The following is a 19,731-nucleotide window of genomic DNA, read 5'->3' on the forward strand; positions in this document are numbered from 1 at the left end:
CCAGCACGCACCAACCGCCGGACGAACACCCCCGACGCCCGCACCGCAACCTGATCCTCACCAACCAACACCGAACCCGGCACGGAAGTCGTCGTACCGGCCGCGAGCACGGAGAGCAGGCGGGCTCCGGCACGCTCATCCAGCTGGGAGGGCACATCGATCAGACCGCCCCACCGCTCCGGATGCTCCAACCCCACCACCCGGCCCAGCCCCCACACCGACGCCGCACCCGCATCACCGAGCCGCTCAGCCCGGCCCACCGCAACCCCACCCGAGGTCAGCACCCACAACGGGGCCCCCACCCCGGCATCACCCAACGCCTGCACCACCACCAAGGTCCCCGCCACACCCACAGGAACGCCACACCCATCGATGTCACCAGCCTGATCAGCCAAAGCCACCAGCGACACCACACCCGCCACCGCACCAGGCCCCGAACCCACCCCCGAACCGGAATCCGCAGCCCCCGGAACAGAAGCCACCGCCCGGCCGATCAACTCCGCCAGACCCGCACGATCGACACCGGCCACATCCACCGGCACCTCAACCACCCGCGCACCACCAGAGGCCAACACCCCAACAAGCTCACCGGCAAGACCCCCAGCCGACTCCACAGCGGCACCCGAGGCAGGAACGATCACCAACCACGTCCCCGACAACACCCCCTGCGGAGCCGAGACAACCGGCTTCCACGCCACCTGATACCGCCAGCTATCCACCACCGACCGCTCACGACGCCCCCGCCGCCACGACGACAACGCCGGCAACACCACACCAAGCGACTCACGAACCGCCGAATCCTCCAGCCGCAGCTCCCCCGCCACAGCCGCCAGGTCAACCTGCTCCACCGCGTCCCAGAAGCGGCTCTCCAGCCCGTCGGCGGGAGCCGCTGCTTCTACGGAGCCGGGCACCGGGCCCTCAAGCCAGTAGCGCTGCCGCTGGAAGGCATACGTCGGCAGCTCGATCCGCTGCGCACCCGACTCGGCGAAGAGCTCCTCCCAGTCCGGAGTGACGCCTTCGACGTGCAGCCGCGCCAGGGCGGACAGCAGCGACGGCTCCTCGGGGCTGTTGGCGCGCAGGGTGGGGATGAAGGCGCCATCAAGGCATTCAGGGCCCATCGCCGACAGCACCGCATCAGGCCCCAGCTCCAGGAAGACCCGTACTCCTTCGGCTTCCAGCGTCCGCATCGTGTCCAGGAACCGCACCGGCTGACGGACGTGAGCGACCCAGTAGTCAGCGTCCGAGCCGAACGCGATCGGGATCCGCGGGGCGTTGTAGGTCAGGGACTCGGCGACCCGGCGGAAGTCCTCCAGCATCGGGTCCATCAACGGCGAATGGAACGCGTGGCTGACCTTCAACCGCTTCGACTTCCGGCCGGGGAACCGCGCGACCACCGCCGCGACGGCATCCTCCTCACCAGCCACCACGACCGACGAAGGGCCGTTGACGGCCGCGACACTCACCCGGTCGGTCAAATACGGCAGGACCTCTTCTTCTGAGGCGTTCAGGGCGACCATCGCCCCACCCTCGGGAAGGGCCTGCATCAACCGGCCCCGGGCCTCCACCAATGTGCAGGCGTCCTCAAGGGACAACACTCCGGCCACATGAGCGGCCGCGATCTCACCGATCGAATGCCCCGCCAGGAAGTCCGGCACGATGCCCCACGACTCCACCAGCCGGAACAACGCCACCTCGACCGCGAACAACGCCGGCTGGGTGAACTCCGTACGATCCAGCAACCGCTCATCGGCGATCGCCTCCCGCACCGGCACACCCAGACGAGCGCACACCGCGTCGAACGCCTCGGCGAACATCGGGAAGACCTCATACAGCTCCCGGCCCATCCCCGCCCGCTGCGACCCCTGCCCCGTGAACAGGAACGCCACCTTGCCCCGCCCCGACGCCGTGCCCTCAGCCACGGACGGGACCGGACGGCCGTCGATGAAGGCGTCGAGGGCGGCCAGTAACGTGGCACGGTCCGTACCGACGACGACAGCGCGATGCTCGAAGGCCGCGCGCGCCGTCGCCAGGCTGTAGGCGACGTCCATCGCCCGCAGTCCGGGCCGCGCCGCCACATGCGAGCGCAGCCGTACGGCCTGGTCGCGCAGAGCCGGCGCGCTCCGGGCCGACAGCACCCAGGGCACGGACGCCCCGGCGGGCCGTCCGGCGGGAACGGAGCCCGGGACGGAGGCGGGGACGGAGGCCGGGGGCTGCTCGATGATGATGTGGGCGTTGGTGCCGCCGATGCCGAAGGAGGAGACGGCGGCCCGGCGCGGACGGCCGGTCTCCGGCCAGGCGATCTGCTCGGTCAGCAGTTCCACCGCACCCGCCGACCAGTCCACGTGCGGGGTCGGCTCGTCCACGTGCAGCGTCTTGGGCAGCACGCCGTGCCGCATCGCCATGACCAGCTTGATCACGCCCGCCACGCCCGCCGCGGCCTGGGTGTGGCCGAGGTTGGACTTGATGGAGCCGAGGTAGAGCGGCTCGTCACGGTCCTGGCCGTACGTCGCCAAAAGCGCCTGCGCCTCGATCGGGTCGCCCAGCGTCGTGCCGGTGCCGTGGGCCTCGACCGCGTCGACGTCCGTCACCGACAACCGCGCGTTGGCCAGCGCCTGCCGGATCACCCGCTGCTGCGACGGACCGTTCGGCGCCGTCAACCCATTGGAAGCGCCGTCCTGGTTCACCGCCGAGCCGCGGACCACGGCCAGCACCGGATGCCCGTTGGCGACGGCGTCCGACAGCCGCTCGACCAGCAGCATGCCGACGCCCTCCGACCAGCCGGTGCCGTCGGCGGCGGCGGCGAAGGACTTGCAGCGGCCGTCAGGCGCCAGGCCGCGCTGGCGGCTGAAGTCGATGAACGTGGTGGGAGTCGCCATGACGGTCACACCACCGGCGAGCGCGAGGGAGCATTCCCCCTGCCTGAGTGCCTGGGCCGCCAGGTGCAGGGCGACCAAGGAGGAGGAGCACGCGGTGTCGACCGTCACGGCCGGGCCTTCGAGACCGAAGGTGTAGGCGATCCTGCCGGAGACGACGCTGCCGGAGTTCCCCGTGCCGAGGTAGCCCTCGACTCCCTCGGGAAGAGCGAGCAGCCTGGTCGCGTAGTCGTGGTACATCACGCCCGCGAAGACACCCGTACGGCTGCCGCGGGCCGCGGCCGGCGCGATCCCGGCGCGCTCGAACGCCTCCCAGGAGGTCTCCAGCAGCAACCGCTGCTGCGGATCCATCGCCAGCGCCTCACGCGGCGAGATCCCGAAGAAGCCCGCGTCGAACTCGGCCGCCTCGTGGAGGAACCCGCCCTCGCGGGTGTAGCTGCTGCCGGCCTGGTCGGGGTCGTCGTCGAAGGCGACGTTCCAGCCACGGTCGAGGGGGAATCCCGAGATGCCTTCACCGGCGGAGGAGACCATCTGCCACAGGTCTTCCGGTGTCGCGATGCCACCGGGGTAGCGGCAGCTCATCCCGATGATGGCGATCGGCTCGTCGGCGGCGGCCGTGGTGGTCACGGGGGTGCCGGTGACCGTGCCGGTGCCGAGAAGCTCGGCTTCCAGATGCTCGGCCAGAGCCTCCGGGGTGGGGTGGTCGAAGACGAGCGTCGCGGGCAGGCGCAGCCCGGTGGCCGCGTTGAGCCGGTTGCGCAGCTCCACCGACGTGAGCGAGTCGAACCCCAGCTCCTTGAACGCCCTGCTCTGTTCGAGGGTCGCGGCGGAGGCGTGGCCGAGCGCTCCCGCGACGTTGGCGAGCACGAGGTCGAGCAGGATCCGCCGCCGCCCGGCCTGATCGGCGCGGGACATCTCGGCGACGAGGCCCGACGACGCGGCGGCCGCTCCGCCCGTGGCCGAGCTCCGCCGTACCCGTGCCTTGACCAAGCCTCTGAACAGGGGCGGGACCTGGTCGGACACCGAGGCCACGGTGGACAGGTTGATCTTGACGGGGACGAGTAGTGCCGAGTCGCTCGTCAGCGCGGCGTCGAAGAGGGCGAGGCCCTCCGCCGAGGAGAGCGCTTCCACGCCGCCCCTCGCCATCCGCCGCACGTCGCCGTCGTCCAGGTGCCCGGTCAGCGCGCTGGCCTGGGCCCACAGGCCCCAGGCGAGGGCGACGGCGGGCAGCCCATGAGCACGGCGGTGCCGTGCCAGCGCGTCGAGGAAGGCGTTGGCGGCGGCGTAGTTGCCCTGTCCGGCGGCTCCGAAGACTCCGGCCGCCGCGGAGAACAGCACGAACGCCTTCACATCGCCGGCCAGCTCGTGCAGGTTGAGCGCCGCGTCGACCTTGGGGCGCAGCACCTTCTGCACCCGTTCGGGGGTGAGGGAGGTGATCACTCCGTCGTCGAGCACGCCGGCGGTGTGCACCACGGCGTCCACCGGATGGTCGGCCAGCAGTGCGGCCAGTTCTTCACGGTCGGCCACGTCACAGGCCACCACCGCGACCGACGCGCCGAGTTCTTCCAGCTCGGAGACCAGCTCACCCGCTCCCGGAGCGTCCGGGCCACGCCGGCTGGTGAGCACCAACCGCCGCACCCCACGCCCGGTCACCAGATGCCGGGCCAGAAGCGCCCCCAGGGTGCCCGTGCCACCCGTGATCAGCACCGTGCTGTCGGCATCCAACCCGTCAGGCACCGACGGATTGACAGCGGGGCGCATCAGGCGGGGGGCGAAGACCTTGCCGTCGCGGACCGCGACCTGCGGCTCACCGGTCCCCACCGCCATCGCGACGGCGGACGGGTCGTCGGTGTCGACCAGCACGATCCGATCGGGGTTCTCCGCCTGAGCCGAGCGCACCAGCCCCCACACCGCCGCACCCGCAAGATCCTCGCAGGCCTCCTCCGGCCCCGCCGCACCGCGGGTGAGCACCACCAGCCGCGAGCCGGACAGCCCCTCATCGGCCAGGAACTCCTGCACCACCCCCAAGGCCCGCTCCACCGCGGGCCCCACCTCACCCCCACCACATTCCACGACCACCAGCCCGGCGTCCGCAGAGGCCGCCACCGGAACCGGCACCCACTCCACCCCGAACAGCGACTCCACCCGCTCCACGCCCAGCCGTTCGGCCGACAGCGGACGCAAGGTCAGGGAGCCGACGGACGCCACCGGGCGGCCCGCGGCGTCGGCGAGCTCCAGGGTCAGCGCGTCCCGGCCCGTGGGGGCGAGCCGGACCCGCAGGCTGTCGGCGCCCGACGCGAGCAGCGAGACCCCGCTCCACAGGAACGGCACGCCCTCGGCGGCGAAGCCACCCAGGCTGATCGCGTGCAACGCGGCGTCGAGCAGCGCCGGATGCAGCCCGAACCCGGCGGCGCCTTCGGTTGAGGCGGGCAGCGCCACCTCGGCGAACACCTCGCCGTCGCGCCGCCACGCGGCACGCAGGCCTGCGAACACGGGTCCGTACGCGAATCCCGCGTCGGCGAGGTCGTCGTACAGCGTGTCGATCGCGATGGGGGCGGCGCCGTCCGGGGGCCAGGAGCTCAGGTCGAAGGCGGCCGGGGAGGTGTCGGGCGCCAGCACGCCGGACGCGTGGTGGGTCCACGGCAGGTCCTCGGCGGCACCGTCGGCACGCGAGTAGACGTTGACGGCGCAGCGTCCCGTTTCGTCCGCGGCGCCGACGATCACCTGGAGCTGTACGGCGCCACGCTCGGGCAGGGGCAGCGGCGAGTGCAGGTTCAGCTCGTCGAGCCTGGAGCGGCCCACCTGGTCACCGGCTCGTACGGCCAGCTCGACGAAGGCCGTGCCGGGGAGGATCACCGTGCCCATGAGGGCGTGGTCGGCGAGCCATGGGTGCGTGCGCAGGGACAGCCTGCCGGTCAGCACCGAGCCTTCGCCGTCGGCCAGGGCGACCATCGCGCCCAGCAACGGATGGTCGGCCGGCGCCAGCCCGGCCGAGGCCGCGTCGCCCAGCCACGCCGTTGACGTGGCCGGCCAGTAGCGCTCCCGCTGGAAGGCGTAGGTGGGGAGGTCGACCCGGCGCGCACCGGGAAGGACGGCCCGCCAGTCGAGGGGGACGCCCGCGACGTGGAGACCGGCCAGCGCGGCCGCGACGGTCTCGGTCTCGGACCGCTCACGGCGCAGGGTGGGGATGAAGGCGCCTTCGACGCATTCGGGGCCCATCGCGGACAGCACGGCGTCGGCGCCGATCTCCAGGAAGATCCGCACGCCTTCGGCTTCCAGCGTCCGCATCGTGTCCAGGAACCGGACCGGCTGGCGGACGTGGGCGACCCAGTAGTCGGCGTCCCAGCCGAAGGCGACCGGGATCTGCGGCGGGTTGTACGTCAGAGACTCGGCGACCTGGCGGAAATCCTCCAGCATCGGATCCATCAACGGCGAATGGGAGGCACGGCTGACCCTCAGCCGCTTCGACTTCCGTCCGGGGAACCGCGCGACCACCGCGTCGACCGCGTCTGCGTCCCCGGCCACGACGACCGACGAAGGCCCGTTGACGGCGGCGACGGCGACCCTGGCGTCGAGGTGCGGCAGCACCTCCTCCTCGGTGGCCTGCAACGCCACCATCGCCCCGCCCTCCGGCAGGGCCTGCGTCAACCGGCCGCGCGCCTCCACCAGAGTGCAGGCGTCCTCAAGCGACAGCACCCCCGCCACGTGCGCGGCGGCGATCTCGCCGAGAGAGTGCCCCGCGAGGAAGTCGGGCCGCACGCCCCACGACTCCACCAGCCGGAACAGCGCCACCTCGACCGCGAACAGCGCGGGCTGGGTGTAGGCGGCCTGGTCCAGCAGCTCGCCGTCCTCGAAGATCACGTGCTTGAGAGGCAGGTCGAACCGTCCGCAGAGCTCGTCGAACGCCTGGGCGAACACCGGATACGTCTCGTACAGCTCCCGGCCCATCCCGGCCCGCTGAGACCCCTGGCCGGTGAACAGGAACGCCACCTTGCCGCCGGTCACCGTTCCCTGGACGACGCCGGGAGCCTGCGCGCCCTCGCCGAGCGCGAGCGCTTCGAGGCCGGCCAGCAACTCCGCCGCGGTGGCGCCGTTGACCGCCGCGCGGTGCTCGAACGCGGGGCGCGCGGCCAGGGAGTATGCGACATCCACGGCCGCCAGCACGGCGTCGTGCTCCGACTCCTCCAGGTGCGTGCGCAGCCGTGCCGCCTGATCCCGTACGGCCTGCTCGCTGCGGCCCGAAAGCACCCACGGCGTCACCGGGAGCGCCGCCGGCTCACGCGGGGCGTCGTCTTCGGCGGGGGCCTGCTCGACGATGACGTGCGCATTCGTGCCGCTCATGCCGAAGGAGGACACGCCCGCCCGTCTCGGCCGGTCGGCCGCCGAGGGCCACGGCCGCTCGTCGGTCAGCAGCCGGACGGCGCCGGACGTCCAGTCCACATGAGGGGTCGGCTCCTCGGCGTGCAGTGTCCTCGGCAGCAGGCCGTGGCGCATCGCCATGACCATCTTGATGATCCCGCCGACTCCCGACGCGGCCTGGGTGTGGCCGATGTTGGACTTCAGGGATCCCAGCCACAGCGGCTCCGTACGGTCCTGCCCGTAGGTGGCCAGCAGCGCCTGCGCCTCGATGGGGTCGCCCAGCGTCGTGCCGGTGCCGTGCGCCTCCACCACGTCCACCTCGGCGGCCGTCAGCCGGGCGTTCGCGAGGGCCTGCATGATGACGCGCTGCTGCGACGGGCCGTTCGGCGCGGTCAGGCCGTTGCTGGCGCCGTCCTGGTTCACGGCGGAGCCGCGTACGACGGCCAGCACGGCGTGGCCGTGGCGCCGGGCGTCCGACAGCCGCTCAAGCAGCAGCATGCCCACGCCTTCCGACCAGCCGGTGCCGTCGGCGTCGGCGGCGAAGGCCTTGCAGCGGCCGTCGGCGGCCAGGCCGCGCTGCTTGCTGAACTCGATGAACGCCTGGGGCGTGGACATGACCGTCACGCCGCCGGCCAGCGCGAGCGAGCACTCCCGCTGCCGCAGCGCGCGCATGGCGAGGTGGAGGGCGACCAGCGACGAGGAGCACGCGGTGTCCACGGTCACCGCCGGCCCCTCCAGGCCGAAGGTGTAGGCGATGCGACCCGAGACGACGCTCGTGGCCGTGCCGGTCATCAGGTGGCCTTCGAGGCTCTCGGCCACCCCGGCGAGCAGACCCGTGTAGTCCTGCCCCGAAGCACCGACGAACACGCCGGTCTCGCTGCCCTTGAGGGAGGCGGACTCCATGCCGCCCCGCTCCAGGGCCTCCCATGACACCTCCAGCAGCAGCCGCTGCTGCGGGTCCATGGCCAGCGCCTCGCGGGGCGAGATCCCGAAGAAGGCGGGGTCGAAGCGGCCGACGCCGGAGAGGAACCCGCCCTCGCGCGAGTAGCTGGTGCCCGGCCGGTCGGGATCGGGGTCGTAGAGCGCGTCGAGGTCCCAGCCGCGGTCCTCGGGGAAGGTGGAGATGCCGTCGCCGCCCGCGGCGACGAGCCGCCACAGGTCCTCCGGGGTGCTGACGTCACCCGGATAGCGGCAGCTCATCGCGACGATGGCGATGGGCTCCCGCTCCTCGTCCTCATACTCTTTGAGCCGCTGTCGCGTCTGGTGCAGATCGGCGGTGACCCACTTGAGATAGTCCCGGAGCGTCTCTTCACTCGCCATTTAACGGCACCTCTTCATGGCAAATCGCTTTTTTGCACGATGAAATGGAAATTCTCGGAATCGCTCCGAGGCCCGTACATGATTCGCCGACGGCAAAGCTGGGTCGCGCCGGGATCTGCTGCTTTGATAAATCCTGCAACGTCAGGCTATGGAGGCCCGAATAGCGCAACAACCCCTACGCAAGCGGTCTGTCCCCTACCCCCGGCGCCGGGGGATAGGGGACAGGCCGCGTGTTGTCGAAAACCCCTATGACCTGCCGAGGTCCTTGTTGATGAACTCGAAGAGCTCCTCGTCGCTGACCGATTCCAGGCTGCTCGCGACGGACTCGGGCTCACCGCTGTCGTTCAGCCTCGCCAGCAGCGAATTGAGCCTGACCTTGAGCTTCGTCTTCGTCAGTGTGTCGGGCGCGCCGGCGGCGAGCATCGTCTCCAGCCGGTCCATCTCGGCGAGGACACCGCCCTCCTGCTCCGGGAGCATCTCCGCGCGCAGGTGCGCGACGAGCGCGAGCGGCGTCGGATAGTCGAAGACCAGCGAGGCGGGCAGCGCCAGCCCCGTCACTCCGTTGAGGCGGTTGCGCAGCTCGACGGCGGTGAGCGAGTCGAAGCCCAGCTCCTTGAACGCCCTCCCCGGCTCGATCTCCCGGGTCGTGGAGTGGCCGAGCACGGCCGCGACGTGGTCACGCACGACCTCGACGAGGATCCGCTCCTGCTCGTCGGCCGGCAGGCCGGCCATGCCGTCGCGGAGGGCGGCCGACTGGTCGCCGTCCGCGCCGCCCGCCGTACGGTCCAGGACCGCCCTGACCTCGTCCAGGTCGGCGATGAGCGGGCGGTGCCTGGCCGCGGTGAACCCGGGGGTGAACCTCTCCCAGTCCACGTCGGCGATGGTCACGGCGGTCTCGTCGGCGTCGAGCGCCTGCTGCAGCGCGCTGATCGCCAGCTCGGGAGCGAGCACCGGGAGCCCCCGGCGGCGCAGCTCCTCGGCGTGGTCGCCCTGAGCGGCCATGCCGCCCTCCGCCCAGGGTCCCCACGCCACGGCCGTCGCGGCCAGGCCGCGCGACCGGCGGGAGGCCGCCAGCGCGTCGAGGTGGGCGTTGCCTGCGGCGTACGCGGCCTGCCCGCCGCTTCCCCAGATTCCGGCGATGGAGGAGAAGACGACGAAAGCGTCCACCGACTCGAACAGCTCGTCCAGGTGCCGTGCCCCGGTCACCTTGGCGTCGATCGTGCCGGCGAACCCGGCCAGATCGCTCGCGTCGAGCGGGGCCGCCGAGGCCACGCCCGCCGCGTGCACCACGGCTCGCACCGGCGAGCCCTCCGCCGCCAGCCGTACGGCCAGGGCCTCCAGGGCGGCGCGGTCGGCGACGTCGCACGCCTCGACGGTGACCCGCACCCCGAGGTCCGCCAGCTCGGCGGACAGCTCGGCGGCGCCGGGCGAGTCCGGGCCACGACGGCTGGTGAGAACGAGGTGCTCAGCCCCTCGGGCGGCCAGCCAGCGCGCCACGTGCGCGCCCAGCGCGCCCGTGCCGCCGGTGACGAGCACGGTGCCCGCGGGCCGCCAGTCTCCGCCCTTCCTCCCGGATCCCGCGCGCACGAGACGCCGGGCGAACACCCCCGACGGCCTGATCGCGATCTGGTCCTCGCTGTCCAGGTCGCCGAGCACCGCGCTCAGCCTGGCCCGCCCACGCTCGTCGAGCCTCGGCGGGAGGTCGACCAGGCCGCCCCACCGCTCGGGATGCTCAAGCCCGGCGACCAGGCCGAGACCCCACAGCTGCGCCTGCCCCGGCCGTGGCTCCGTGGCGTCGACGGCCGCCGCGCCCCTGGTCGCGATCCACAGCGGGACTCTGCTGCCCACGTCGCCCAGCGCCTGGACGAGGGCGAGCGTCGCCGCCAGCCCCCGGCTCAGGGCCGGATGGACGGGGTGCGGCGTCTCGTCGAGCCCGAGCAGGGACAGCACTCCCGCGGGCCGCGCTCCGCCGAGCGCCTCCCGCAGCCGTACGGCCAGACCCTCCCGGTCGGCGTCACCGGTGACGCGGATCACCTCGGCGCCGTGCTCGGTCAGTGCCTGTACGGCGTCGGCCGCGAGGTCCGTCGCCGTGCCGGGTTCGATCACCAGCCAGGTCCCGGACGCGGCCGGGCGGGCGGCGTCAGAGATCGGCTTCCAGGTGACGGCGTAGCGCCAGCCGTCGACGATCGACCGCTCGCGGCGCTGCCTGCGCCAGGACGACAGGGCGGGGAGGACGGTGCTGAGCGGCGTGTCGCCACCGACTTCCAGCGTCCCGGCCAGCGCCTCCAGATCCTCCCGCTCGACCGCCTCCCAGAAACGCGCCTCCACGGCGTCGGCGGAGATCGCCGCATGCTCCGGGGCCGGAGCCTGCGGCCAGTAGCGCTGACGTTGGAAGGCGTAGGTGGGCAGGTCGACGCGCCGGCCGCCGTGGAGGACGGCCCGCCAGTCGGGGGTGACGCCGGTGACGTGGAGCCGGGCCAGAGCGGTGGTGACGGTCTCCGCCTCGGGCCTGCCGTTGCGGAGGGTGGGGATGAAGGTGCCGTCGGCGCAGTCTTGGCCCATCGCGGTCAGTACGGCGTCGGGACCGAGCTCCAGGAAGACCCGCACTCCTTCGGCTTCCAGCGTCCGCATCGTGTCCAGGAACCGCACCGGCTGGCGAACGTGGGCCACCCAGTAGTCGGCGTCCCAGCCGAACGTGATCGGGATCCGCGGAGGGTTGTACGTCAGGGATTCGGCGATCTGGCGGAAGTCGTCCAGCATCGGGTCCATCAACGGGGAGTGGAAGGCGTGGCTGACGTTCAGCCGCTTGGACTTGCGGTCGGGGAACCGTTCGATGACCGCGATAACGGCGTCTTCGTCCCCGGCTACGACGACCGATGCGGGGCCGTTGACGGCGGCGATGCTCACCCGATCGGTCAAATACGGCAGGACTTCGTCTTCTGAGGCGTTCAGGGCGACCATCGCCCCACCCTCGGGAAGGGCCTGCATGAGACGGCCTCGGGCGGTGACGAGGGTGCAGGCGTCCTCCAGGGACAGCACCCCGGCCACATGAGCGGCGGCGATCTCCCCGATCGAATGCCCCGCCAGGAAATCCGGCCGGAGGCCCCACGACTCCACCAGGCGGAACAACGCCACCTCGATCGCGAACAGAGCGGGCTGGGTGAACTCCGTACGCCTCAGCACCCCCTCATCGGCGATCGCCTCCCGCACCGGCACATCCAGATGAGCACACACCTGATCGAAGGCGTCGGCGAAGACCGGGTAGGTCTCGTACAGCTCCCGGCCCATCCCCGCCCGCTGGGACCCCTGGCCGGTGAACAGGAACGCCAGCTTGCCGTCCTGCCGGACCGTCCCGCCGATCACGCCGGGCGCGGTGCCGCCGGAGGCGAACGTGTCCAAGGCGCTGAGCAGGTCGTCCCCGTCCGTTCCCGTCAGCACGGCCCTGTGCTCGAAGGCCGTCCGGGTGGTGGCCAGGGAGTAGGCGACGTCGGCGACCGGCAAACCGGGCTCGGCGGCGAGATGCCCGCGCAGCCGTACGGCCTGCTCCCTGAGCGCCTGCTCCGTGCGTCCGGAGAGCACGAGCGGTGTGACGGGGGTGAGGGCCGTGCCGGCCCGCGGCTCGGCGTGCTCCTCCTCCGGAGCCTGTTCGATGATGGTGTGGGCGTTGGTGCCGCTCACCCCGAACGCGGACACCCCGGCCCGTCGAGGCCGGTCGGTCACCGGCCACGGCCTGGCCTCGGTCAGCAGCTCCACCTTGCCCGCCGTCCAGTCCACGTGCGGAGTCGGCTCGTCCACGTGCAGTGTCTCCGGCAGCACTCCTTCACGGATGGCCATCACCATCTTGATGACACCCGCGGCTCCGGCCGCGGCCTGGGTGTGCCCGATGGTGGATTTGATCGACCCGAGGTAGAGAGGCGTCTGCCGGTCCTGGCCGTACGTCGCGAGGAGCGCCTGGGCCTCGATGGGGTCGCCGAGCGTCGTGCCGGTGCCGTGCGCCTCGACCGCGTCCACCTCAGCCGGGCTGAGCCCCGCACTGGCCAGGGCCTGGCGGATGACCCGCTGCTGGGACGGACCGTTGGGGGCGGTGAGGCCGTTGCTGGCACCGTCCTGGTTGACCGCGCTGCCCTTGATGACGGCGAGCACCTCACGCCCGTTGCGCCGCGCGTCCGACAGCCGCTCCAGCAGCAGCATGCCGGCGCCCTCACCCCAGCCGGTGCCGTCGGCCGCCCCGGCGAACGCCTTGATCCTGCCGTCGGCCGCCAGCCCGCGCTGCCTGCTGAACTCCACGAACACCCCGGGCGTCGACATGACCGTCACGCCGCCCGCCAGCGCCAGCGTGCACTCGCCCTGGCGAAGGGCCTGCATGGCCAGGTGCAGTGCGACCAGCGCCGAGGAACATGCCGTGTCCACGGTCACCGCCGGGCCTTCGAGGCCGAACGTGTAAGAAAGACGGCCGGAGACCACGCTGGCCGCGTTCCCCGTTCCGATGTAGCCCTCGGCGGCCTCGGGTGAGCTGAGCAGCACGGACGCGTAGTCCTGGCCGTTGGTTCCGGCGAAGACGCCGGTACGGCTGCCGCGCAGCGTCTCCGGGTCGATGCCGGCCCGCTCGAAGGTCTCCCAGGAGGTCTCCAGCAGAAGCCGCTGCTGCGGGTCCATCGCCAGTGCCTCGCGCGGCGAGATGCCGAAGAAGGCGGGGTCGAAGCCGGCGACATCGTCCAGGAACCCACCGACCCGGACGTAAGTGGTGCCCTGGTGGTCGGGATCGGGGTCGTAGAGCCGTCCCGTGTCCCATCCCCGGTCGGCGGGGAAGGGACTGAGCGCGTCGTCACCCGAGGAGAGCAGCCGCCACAGATCCTCCGGAGTGCGTACGCCGCCGGGGAAGCGGCAGCTCATCGCCACGATCGCGATCGGGTCGTCGTCCACGGCGGCGACGGGCGCCGTCTCGGGCGTGGGCGTCATGTCCGTGGCGTCCAGCAACTGGGACCGCAGGTGGTCGGCCAGCGCCTTGGGCGTCGGATAGTCGAAGATCAGCGTCGCGGGGAGCTTGAGCCCGGTGGCCGCGCTGACGCGGTTGCGCAGCTCGACGGCGGTGAGCGACGCGAAGCCGAAGTCCTTGAACGCCCGCCCCGGCTCGATCTCCTCCATCGAGGAATGGCCGAGCACGGCGGCGACGTCACTCCGGACGAGGTCCACCAGGAACCTCTCCCGCTCCGGCTGGGACATCCCGGCCAGTCGCTCGGCCAGCGAGGGGCCCGCCTGCTCATCGGGGACAGCGGTGTCCCGCATCCGCCGCACCTCGGGCAGGTCGCTGATGACAGCGCCGCCGAAGGCCGCCGCGAAGCGGTCCCATCGGATGTCGGCCACCGCGACGCATGCCTCGTCACCGGCGACGGCCTGCCGCATCGCGACCAGCGCGAGCTCCGGCACCATCGGCGCCACCCCACTACGCCGCAACCGCCGCTCCACCACCTCATCAGCGGCCATCCCCGCCTCAGCCCACGCCCCCCACGCAATCGACGTCGCCGCCAACCCCGCAGCACGCCGCACCTCCGCCAACGCGTCAAGGAAAGCGTTCGCCGCCGCGTAATTGCCCTGCCCCGGCGACCCACACGACCCCGCCAGCGAAGAAAACACCACAAACGCATCCAGCTCACCGGTCAACTCATGCAAATGAACCGCCGCAGCCGCCTTCGCCCGGAACACCCGCTCCAACCGCTCAGGAGACAACTGATCCAGCACCCCGTCATCCAGCACCCCCGCCGCATGCACCACCGCATCCGGCGGATACGCCGCCACCACCCCGGCCAGCGAATCCCGATCGGCCACATCACACGCCGCCACCACAACCGAGACCCCAAGCCCCTCCAACTCCGCAACCAGCTCAGCCGCGCCCGGGGCGTCCAGGCCGCGGCGGCTGGTCAACACCACCTCAGCCGCCCCGTTCACCGCCAACCAGCGGGCCACATGCCCACCCAGCGCACCCGTGCCACCCGTCACCAGCACCCGCCCCCGCGGACACCACCCCACCCCCGAAGAAGACCCACCAGCACGCACCAACCGCCGGACGAACACCCCCGACGCCCGCACCGCCACCTGATCCTCACCAACCAACACCGAAGACCCACCACCAAACGCGGACGCCGATGCAGCGGCAGTGGCAGTGCTGGAAGCCGGGGCGGTGGTGTTGGCGGCCAGCACGGAGATCAGGCGGGCTCCGGCACGCTCATCCAGCTGGGAGGGCACGTCGATCAGACCGCCCCACCGCTCCGGATGCTCCAGCCCGACCACGCGGCCCAGTCCCCACACCGACGCCGCACCCGCACTGCCGAGCCGCTCAGCCCGGCCCACCGCAACCCCACCCGACGTCAGCACCCACAACGGGGCCCCCACCCCGGCATCACCCAACGCCTGCACCACCACCAACGTCCCCGCCACACCCACAGGAACGCCACACCCATCGATGTCACCGGCCTGATCAGCCAAAGCCACCAGCGACACCACACCCGCCACCGCACCAGGCCCCGAACCCACCCCCGAACCGGAATCTTCAGACCCCGGAACAGACGCCACCGCCCGGCCGATCAACTCCGCCAGACCCGCACGATCGACACCGGCCACATCCACCGGCACCTCAACCACCCGCGCACCACCAGAGGCCAACACCCGAGCCACCGCACCAGCAAGCCCACCAGCCGGCTCCAGACCGGCACCCGAGGCAGGAACGATCACCAGCCACGTCCCCGACAACACCTCCCGCGCCACCACCTGCGAGGTTGAGGCGACCGGCTTCCAGGCGACCTGGTAGCGCCAGCCGTCCACCACCGACCGTTCACGACGCCCCCGCCGCCACGACGACAACGCCGGCAACACCACGCCAAGCGACTGCGACCCATCGGCATCCACCGCCAACGTGCCCGCCAACGCCTCCAGGTCCTCCCGCTCCACCGCCTCCCAGAACCGCGCCTCCACCTCATCAACACTCGCCACAGCAGCAGTGCGTGACGACGGCTCCAGCCAGAACCGCTGCCGCTGGAAGGCATACGTCGGCAACTCCACCCGACGGCCACCGGGGAAGAACCCCTCCCAATCGACCGTCACACCCTCAACATGAAGACGAGCCACCGCCGCGACAACCGTCTCCACCTCCGCCCGCTCCCGCCGCAGAGCGGGAACGAACACCCCCTCGACGCACTCGGCACCCATCGCCGACAACACCGCATCCGGCCCCAACTCCACAAACACCCGCACCCCATCGCCCACCAACGACCGCATCGTGTCCAAGAACCGCACCGGCTGCCGGACATGGGCCACCCAGTAGTCGGCGTCGTGGCCGAACGCGACCGGGATCCGCGGCGCGTTGTACGTCAGCGACTCCGCGACCTGGCGGAAGTCCTCCAACATCGGATCCATCAACGGCGAATGGAACGCGTGGCTGACCTTCAACCGCTTCGACTTGCGATCGGGGAACCGCGCGACCACGGCGGCGACGGCATCCTCCTCACCCGCCACCACGACCGATGCGGGGCCGTTGACCGCCGCGACACTCACCCGGTCGGTCAGATACGGCAAGACTTCATCTTCTGAGGCGTTCAGGGCGACCATCGCCCCACCCTCCGGAAGCGCCTGCATCAACCGGCCCCGCGCGGCAACGAGGGTGCAGGCATCCTCAAGGGACAGCACCCCGGCCACATGAGCGGCCGCGATCTCACCGATCGAATGCCCCGCCAGGAAGTCCGGCACGATGCCCCACGACTCCACCAGCCGGAACAACGCCACCTCAACCGCGAACAACGCCGGCTGAGTAAAACAGGTCTGGTCCAGCAACTCGCCGTCCCCGAACACCACCTCCCGGACAGGCCGATCAAGACGCCCATCCAGATGAGCGCATACCTGATCGAAAGCATCCGCGAAAGCCGGGAAGACCTCATACAGCTCCCGGCCCATCCCGGACCGCTGGGACCCCTGACCGGTGAACAGGAACGCCACCTTGCCACCAGAGGCCATCCCCTGAACTACGCTCCCCGCACGCTCGCCCAGCTCAAGGGCTTTCACACCGGCCATGAGCTCATCGCGGTCCGCGCCCATGACCACCGCACGATGCTCATGTGCCGGCCGTGTCGTCGCCAGGGAGAACCCGACGTCCAACGGCGACAGGTCGGGGTGAGCGTCCAGGTGCGCGCGCAGCCGCACCGCCTGATCCCGCAACGCCGCCGCGCTCCTCGCCGATACCGGCCACAGCACCGGCCCGGCCTCAGCCGCCACCGGAACCTCGCTCTCCACCACGACGGCGGAAAGGGGCGCCTCCTCGATGATCGCGTGCGCGTTCGTGCCGCTCACTCCGAAGGCCGACACTCCCGCGCGCCGGGGACGATCCACCTCCGGCCACGGCCGCGACTCCGCGAGCAACTCCACCACGCCCGAGGACCAGTCAACATGACGGGACGGCTCGTCCACATGGAGCGTCTTCGGCAACATTCCGTGCCGCATCGCCATGACCATCTTGATCACACCGGCCACTCCGGCGGCCGACTGGGTGTGGCCGAGGTTCGACTTCAGCGAGCCGAGGTAGAGCGGCTCGTCCCGCTCCTGACCGTACGTCGCGAGAAGCGCCTGAGCCTCGATCGGGTCGCCCAATGTCGTGCCGGTGCCGTGCGCCTCAACGACGTCCACCTCGGCCGCCGACACTCCGGCGTTCGCCAGCGCCTGCCGGATCACTCGCTGCTGCGACGGACCATTCGGCGCAGTCAACCCATTCGAAGCACCGTCCTGGTTCACCGCCGAACCCCGCACCACCGCCAAAACCGGATGCCCGTTCGCGACAGCGTCCGACAGCCGCTCCAGCAGGACCAGGCCGACGCCCTCGCCCCAGCCGGTGCCGTCGGCCTGCTCGGAGAACGGCTTGCACCGCCCGTCCGCCGCCAGCCCCCGCTGCCGGGAGAACTCGACGAACGCCCCAGGCGTGGCCATCACGGTCACGCCTCCGGCCAGTGCGAGGGAGCACTCCTGAGTGCGTAGCGCCTGGCAGGCCCAGTGCAGGGCGACCAGCGACGAGGAACAGGCGGTGTCGATGGTCACGGCCGGCCCCTCCAGGCCGTACACATAGGAGAGGCGGCCCGAGATGACGCTGCCCGCGTTGCCCGTCATGAGGTGGCCCTCGATGCCGTCGGGCATCTCCTGCAGACCCGCGCCGTAGTTGGACGACGCGGTGCCGACGAACACCCCCGCCGATGTGCCGCGCAGCGACGCCGGAGCGATGCCCGCGCGTTCGAACGCCTCCCAGGAGGTCTCCAGCAGCAGCCGCTGCTGCGGATCCATGGCCAGCGCCTCACGCGGCGAGATTCCGAAGAACCCGGCGTCGAACTCGCCGGCCTCGTAGAGGAAGCCGCCCTCCTTGGCGTACGTGGTGCCCGCCTGGTCGGGGTCGTCGTCGAACACCACGTCCCATCCGCGGTCTCCGGGGAAGGCCGCGATCGCGTCGCCGCCCTCGGAGAGGAGCTGCCACAGATCCTCAGGGCTCTGTACGCCTCCCGGGTAGCGGCAGCTCATCGCGACGATCGCGATCGGTTCGTCGTCGGCCCCCACTACAGCGACGGGAGCGGCCGACGCGGCGTGCTCGCCGATGAGCTCGTCACGCAGGTACGCGGCCAGCACGGCGGGAGTGGGGTAGTCGAACACGGACGTCGCGGGGAGCCTGAGCCCGGTGGCCGTGTTGAGGCGGTTGCGGACTTCGAGCGCCGTCACCGAGTCGAATCCCAGCTCGCGGAAGGCGCGGTCGGGGCGTACGTCATCGGGTGAGGAGTGCCCGAGCACGGCCGCCGCCTCCGTCCTGACGGTCCGCAGCAGCAGTTCGAGCTGTTCGCCGGAGGTGAGCGTGGCGAGTTGCCCGGCGAGCGGGGACGTTTCCGGGGCGGCGGCGAGGTCGGCCTCCGCGATCCGCCGGACCTCCGGCAGATCAGCGATCAACGGCCTGGGCCTGCTCGCCGTGAAGCCGGGCACGAACCTTTCCCAGTCGATGTCCGCCACAGCGAGGAAGGTCTCGTCATGCTCGATCGCCTGTTCCAGCGCGGTGAGCGCCGACTCGGGCGCCATGGCCCTGATGCCGCGCCGCCGTAGCTGCTCTCCGGCGGCCGCGTCGGCCATGCCGCCCTCGGCCCACGCGCCCCATGCGATGGAGGTGGCCGCCAGGCCACGAGCCCGGCGCCGCTCCGCCAGCGCGTCGAGGAACGCGTTGGCGGCGGCGTACGCGCCCTGGCCCCCGCCGCCCCAGACTCCCGCGTTGGAGGAGAACAGGACGAAGGTGTCCACGGTCTCGAAGATCTCGTCCAGGTTGATCGCGCCGGCCACCTTGGCGTTCGCACTGCTCACGAGCTCGGCGAGGCCGACCTCGTCCAGCGGGGCCGTCTCGCCGACACCCGCGGTGTGGATCACGGTGCTGATCTGCAGGTCGGCGGCGAGCGCGGCCAGCGCCTCCCGGTCGGCGACGTCGCAGGCGGCGATCGTCACCCGTGCGCCAAGCGCGACCAGCTCGGACTCCAGCTCGGCCGCACCCGGGGCCTCCAGGCCACGCCTGCTGGTCAACACGAGGTGCTCGGCGCCGTTCTGGGCGAGCCAGCGTGCGACGTGGGCCCCCAGGGCTCCCGTGCCGCCGGTGACCAGCACCGTTCCGGAGGGCCGCCACCCGCGCGGGATCCGCGTGTCGCCCAGCGGCGCCCGTACCAGCCTGCGCACGTACATGCCGGACGCCCGCACGGCCGCCTGATCCTCCTGGTCCGCTCCCGCGAGTACGGCGGTGAGCCGGGCACTCACGCGTGCGTCGAGTTCCGCCGGCAGATCGACGAGGCCGCCCCAGCGCTCCGGGTGCTCAAGGCCCATCACCCTGCCAAGTCCCCAGACCTGCGCCTGGTACGGCGTGCGGAGCGGGTCGGACCTCCCCACGGACACCGCACCTGACGTGCCGAGCCAGAGGGGTGCGTCGATGTCGGAGTCGCCCAGTGCCTTGATCAGTTCCACCGTGGCCAGGAGGCCGACGGGGATCTCCACATGCTGCGGGTGCGGCTCGTCGGCCAGGGCCAGCAGGGACAGCACGCCGCTGACCGGCCCTTCACCGCTCGCCTCGGTCAGCCGCGCCGCCAAAGCGGCCCGATCAACCTCGCCCGGGTCCACCTCCACCCGCACCACC

2 protein-coding genes are annotated in these 19,731 nt (G+C 71.6%); both read right to left on the minus strand.

Features of this window, described 5'->3' with window-relative positions; genetic code table 11:
• Nucleotides 1-8,552: SDR family NAD(P)-dependent oxidoreductase (locus AB0B72_RS39180; protein WP_367744779.1), on the minus strand; the 8,552-nt coding region annotated here is incomplete at its 3' end.
• 246 nt (nt 8,553-8,798) lie between these two features.
• Nucleotides 8,799-19,721, minus strand: coding sequence for a type I polyketide synthase (locus AB0B72_RS39185; RefSeq protein ID WP_367744780.1), 10,923 nt, complete (start codon nt 19,719-19,721; stop codon nt 8,799-8,801).
• Between the last annotated feature and the right edge of the window lie 10 nt (nt 19,722-19,731).

The sequence above is a fragment of the Microbispora sp. NPDC049125 genome, assembly GCF_040802045.1.
Taxonomy (GTDB): Bacteria; Actinomycetota; Actinomycetes; order Streptosporangiales; family Streptosporangiaceae; genus Microbispora.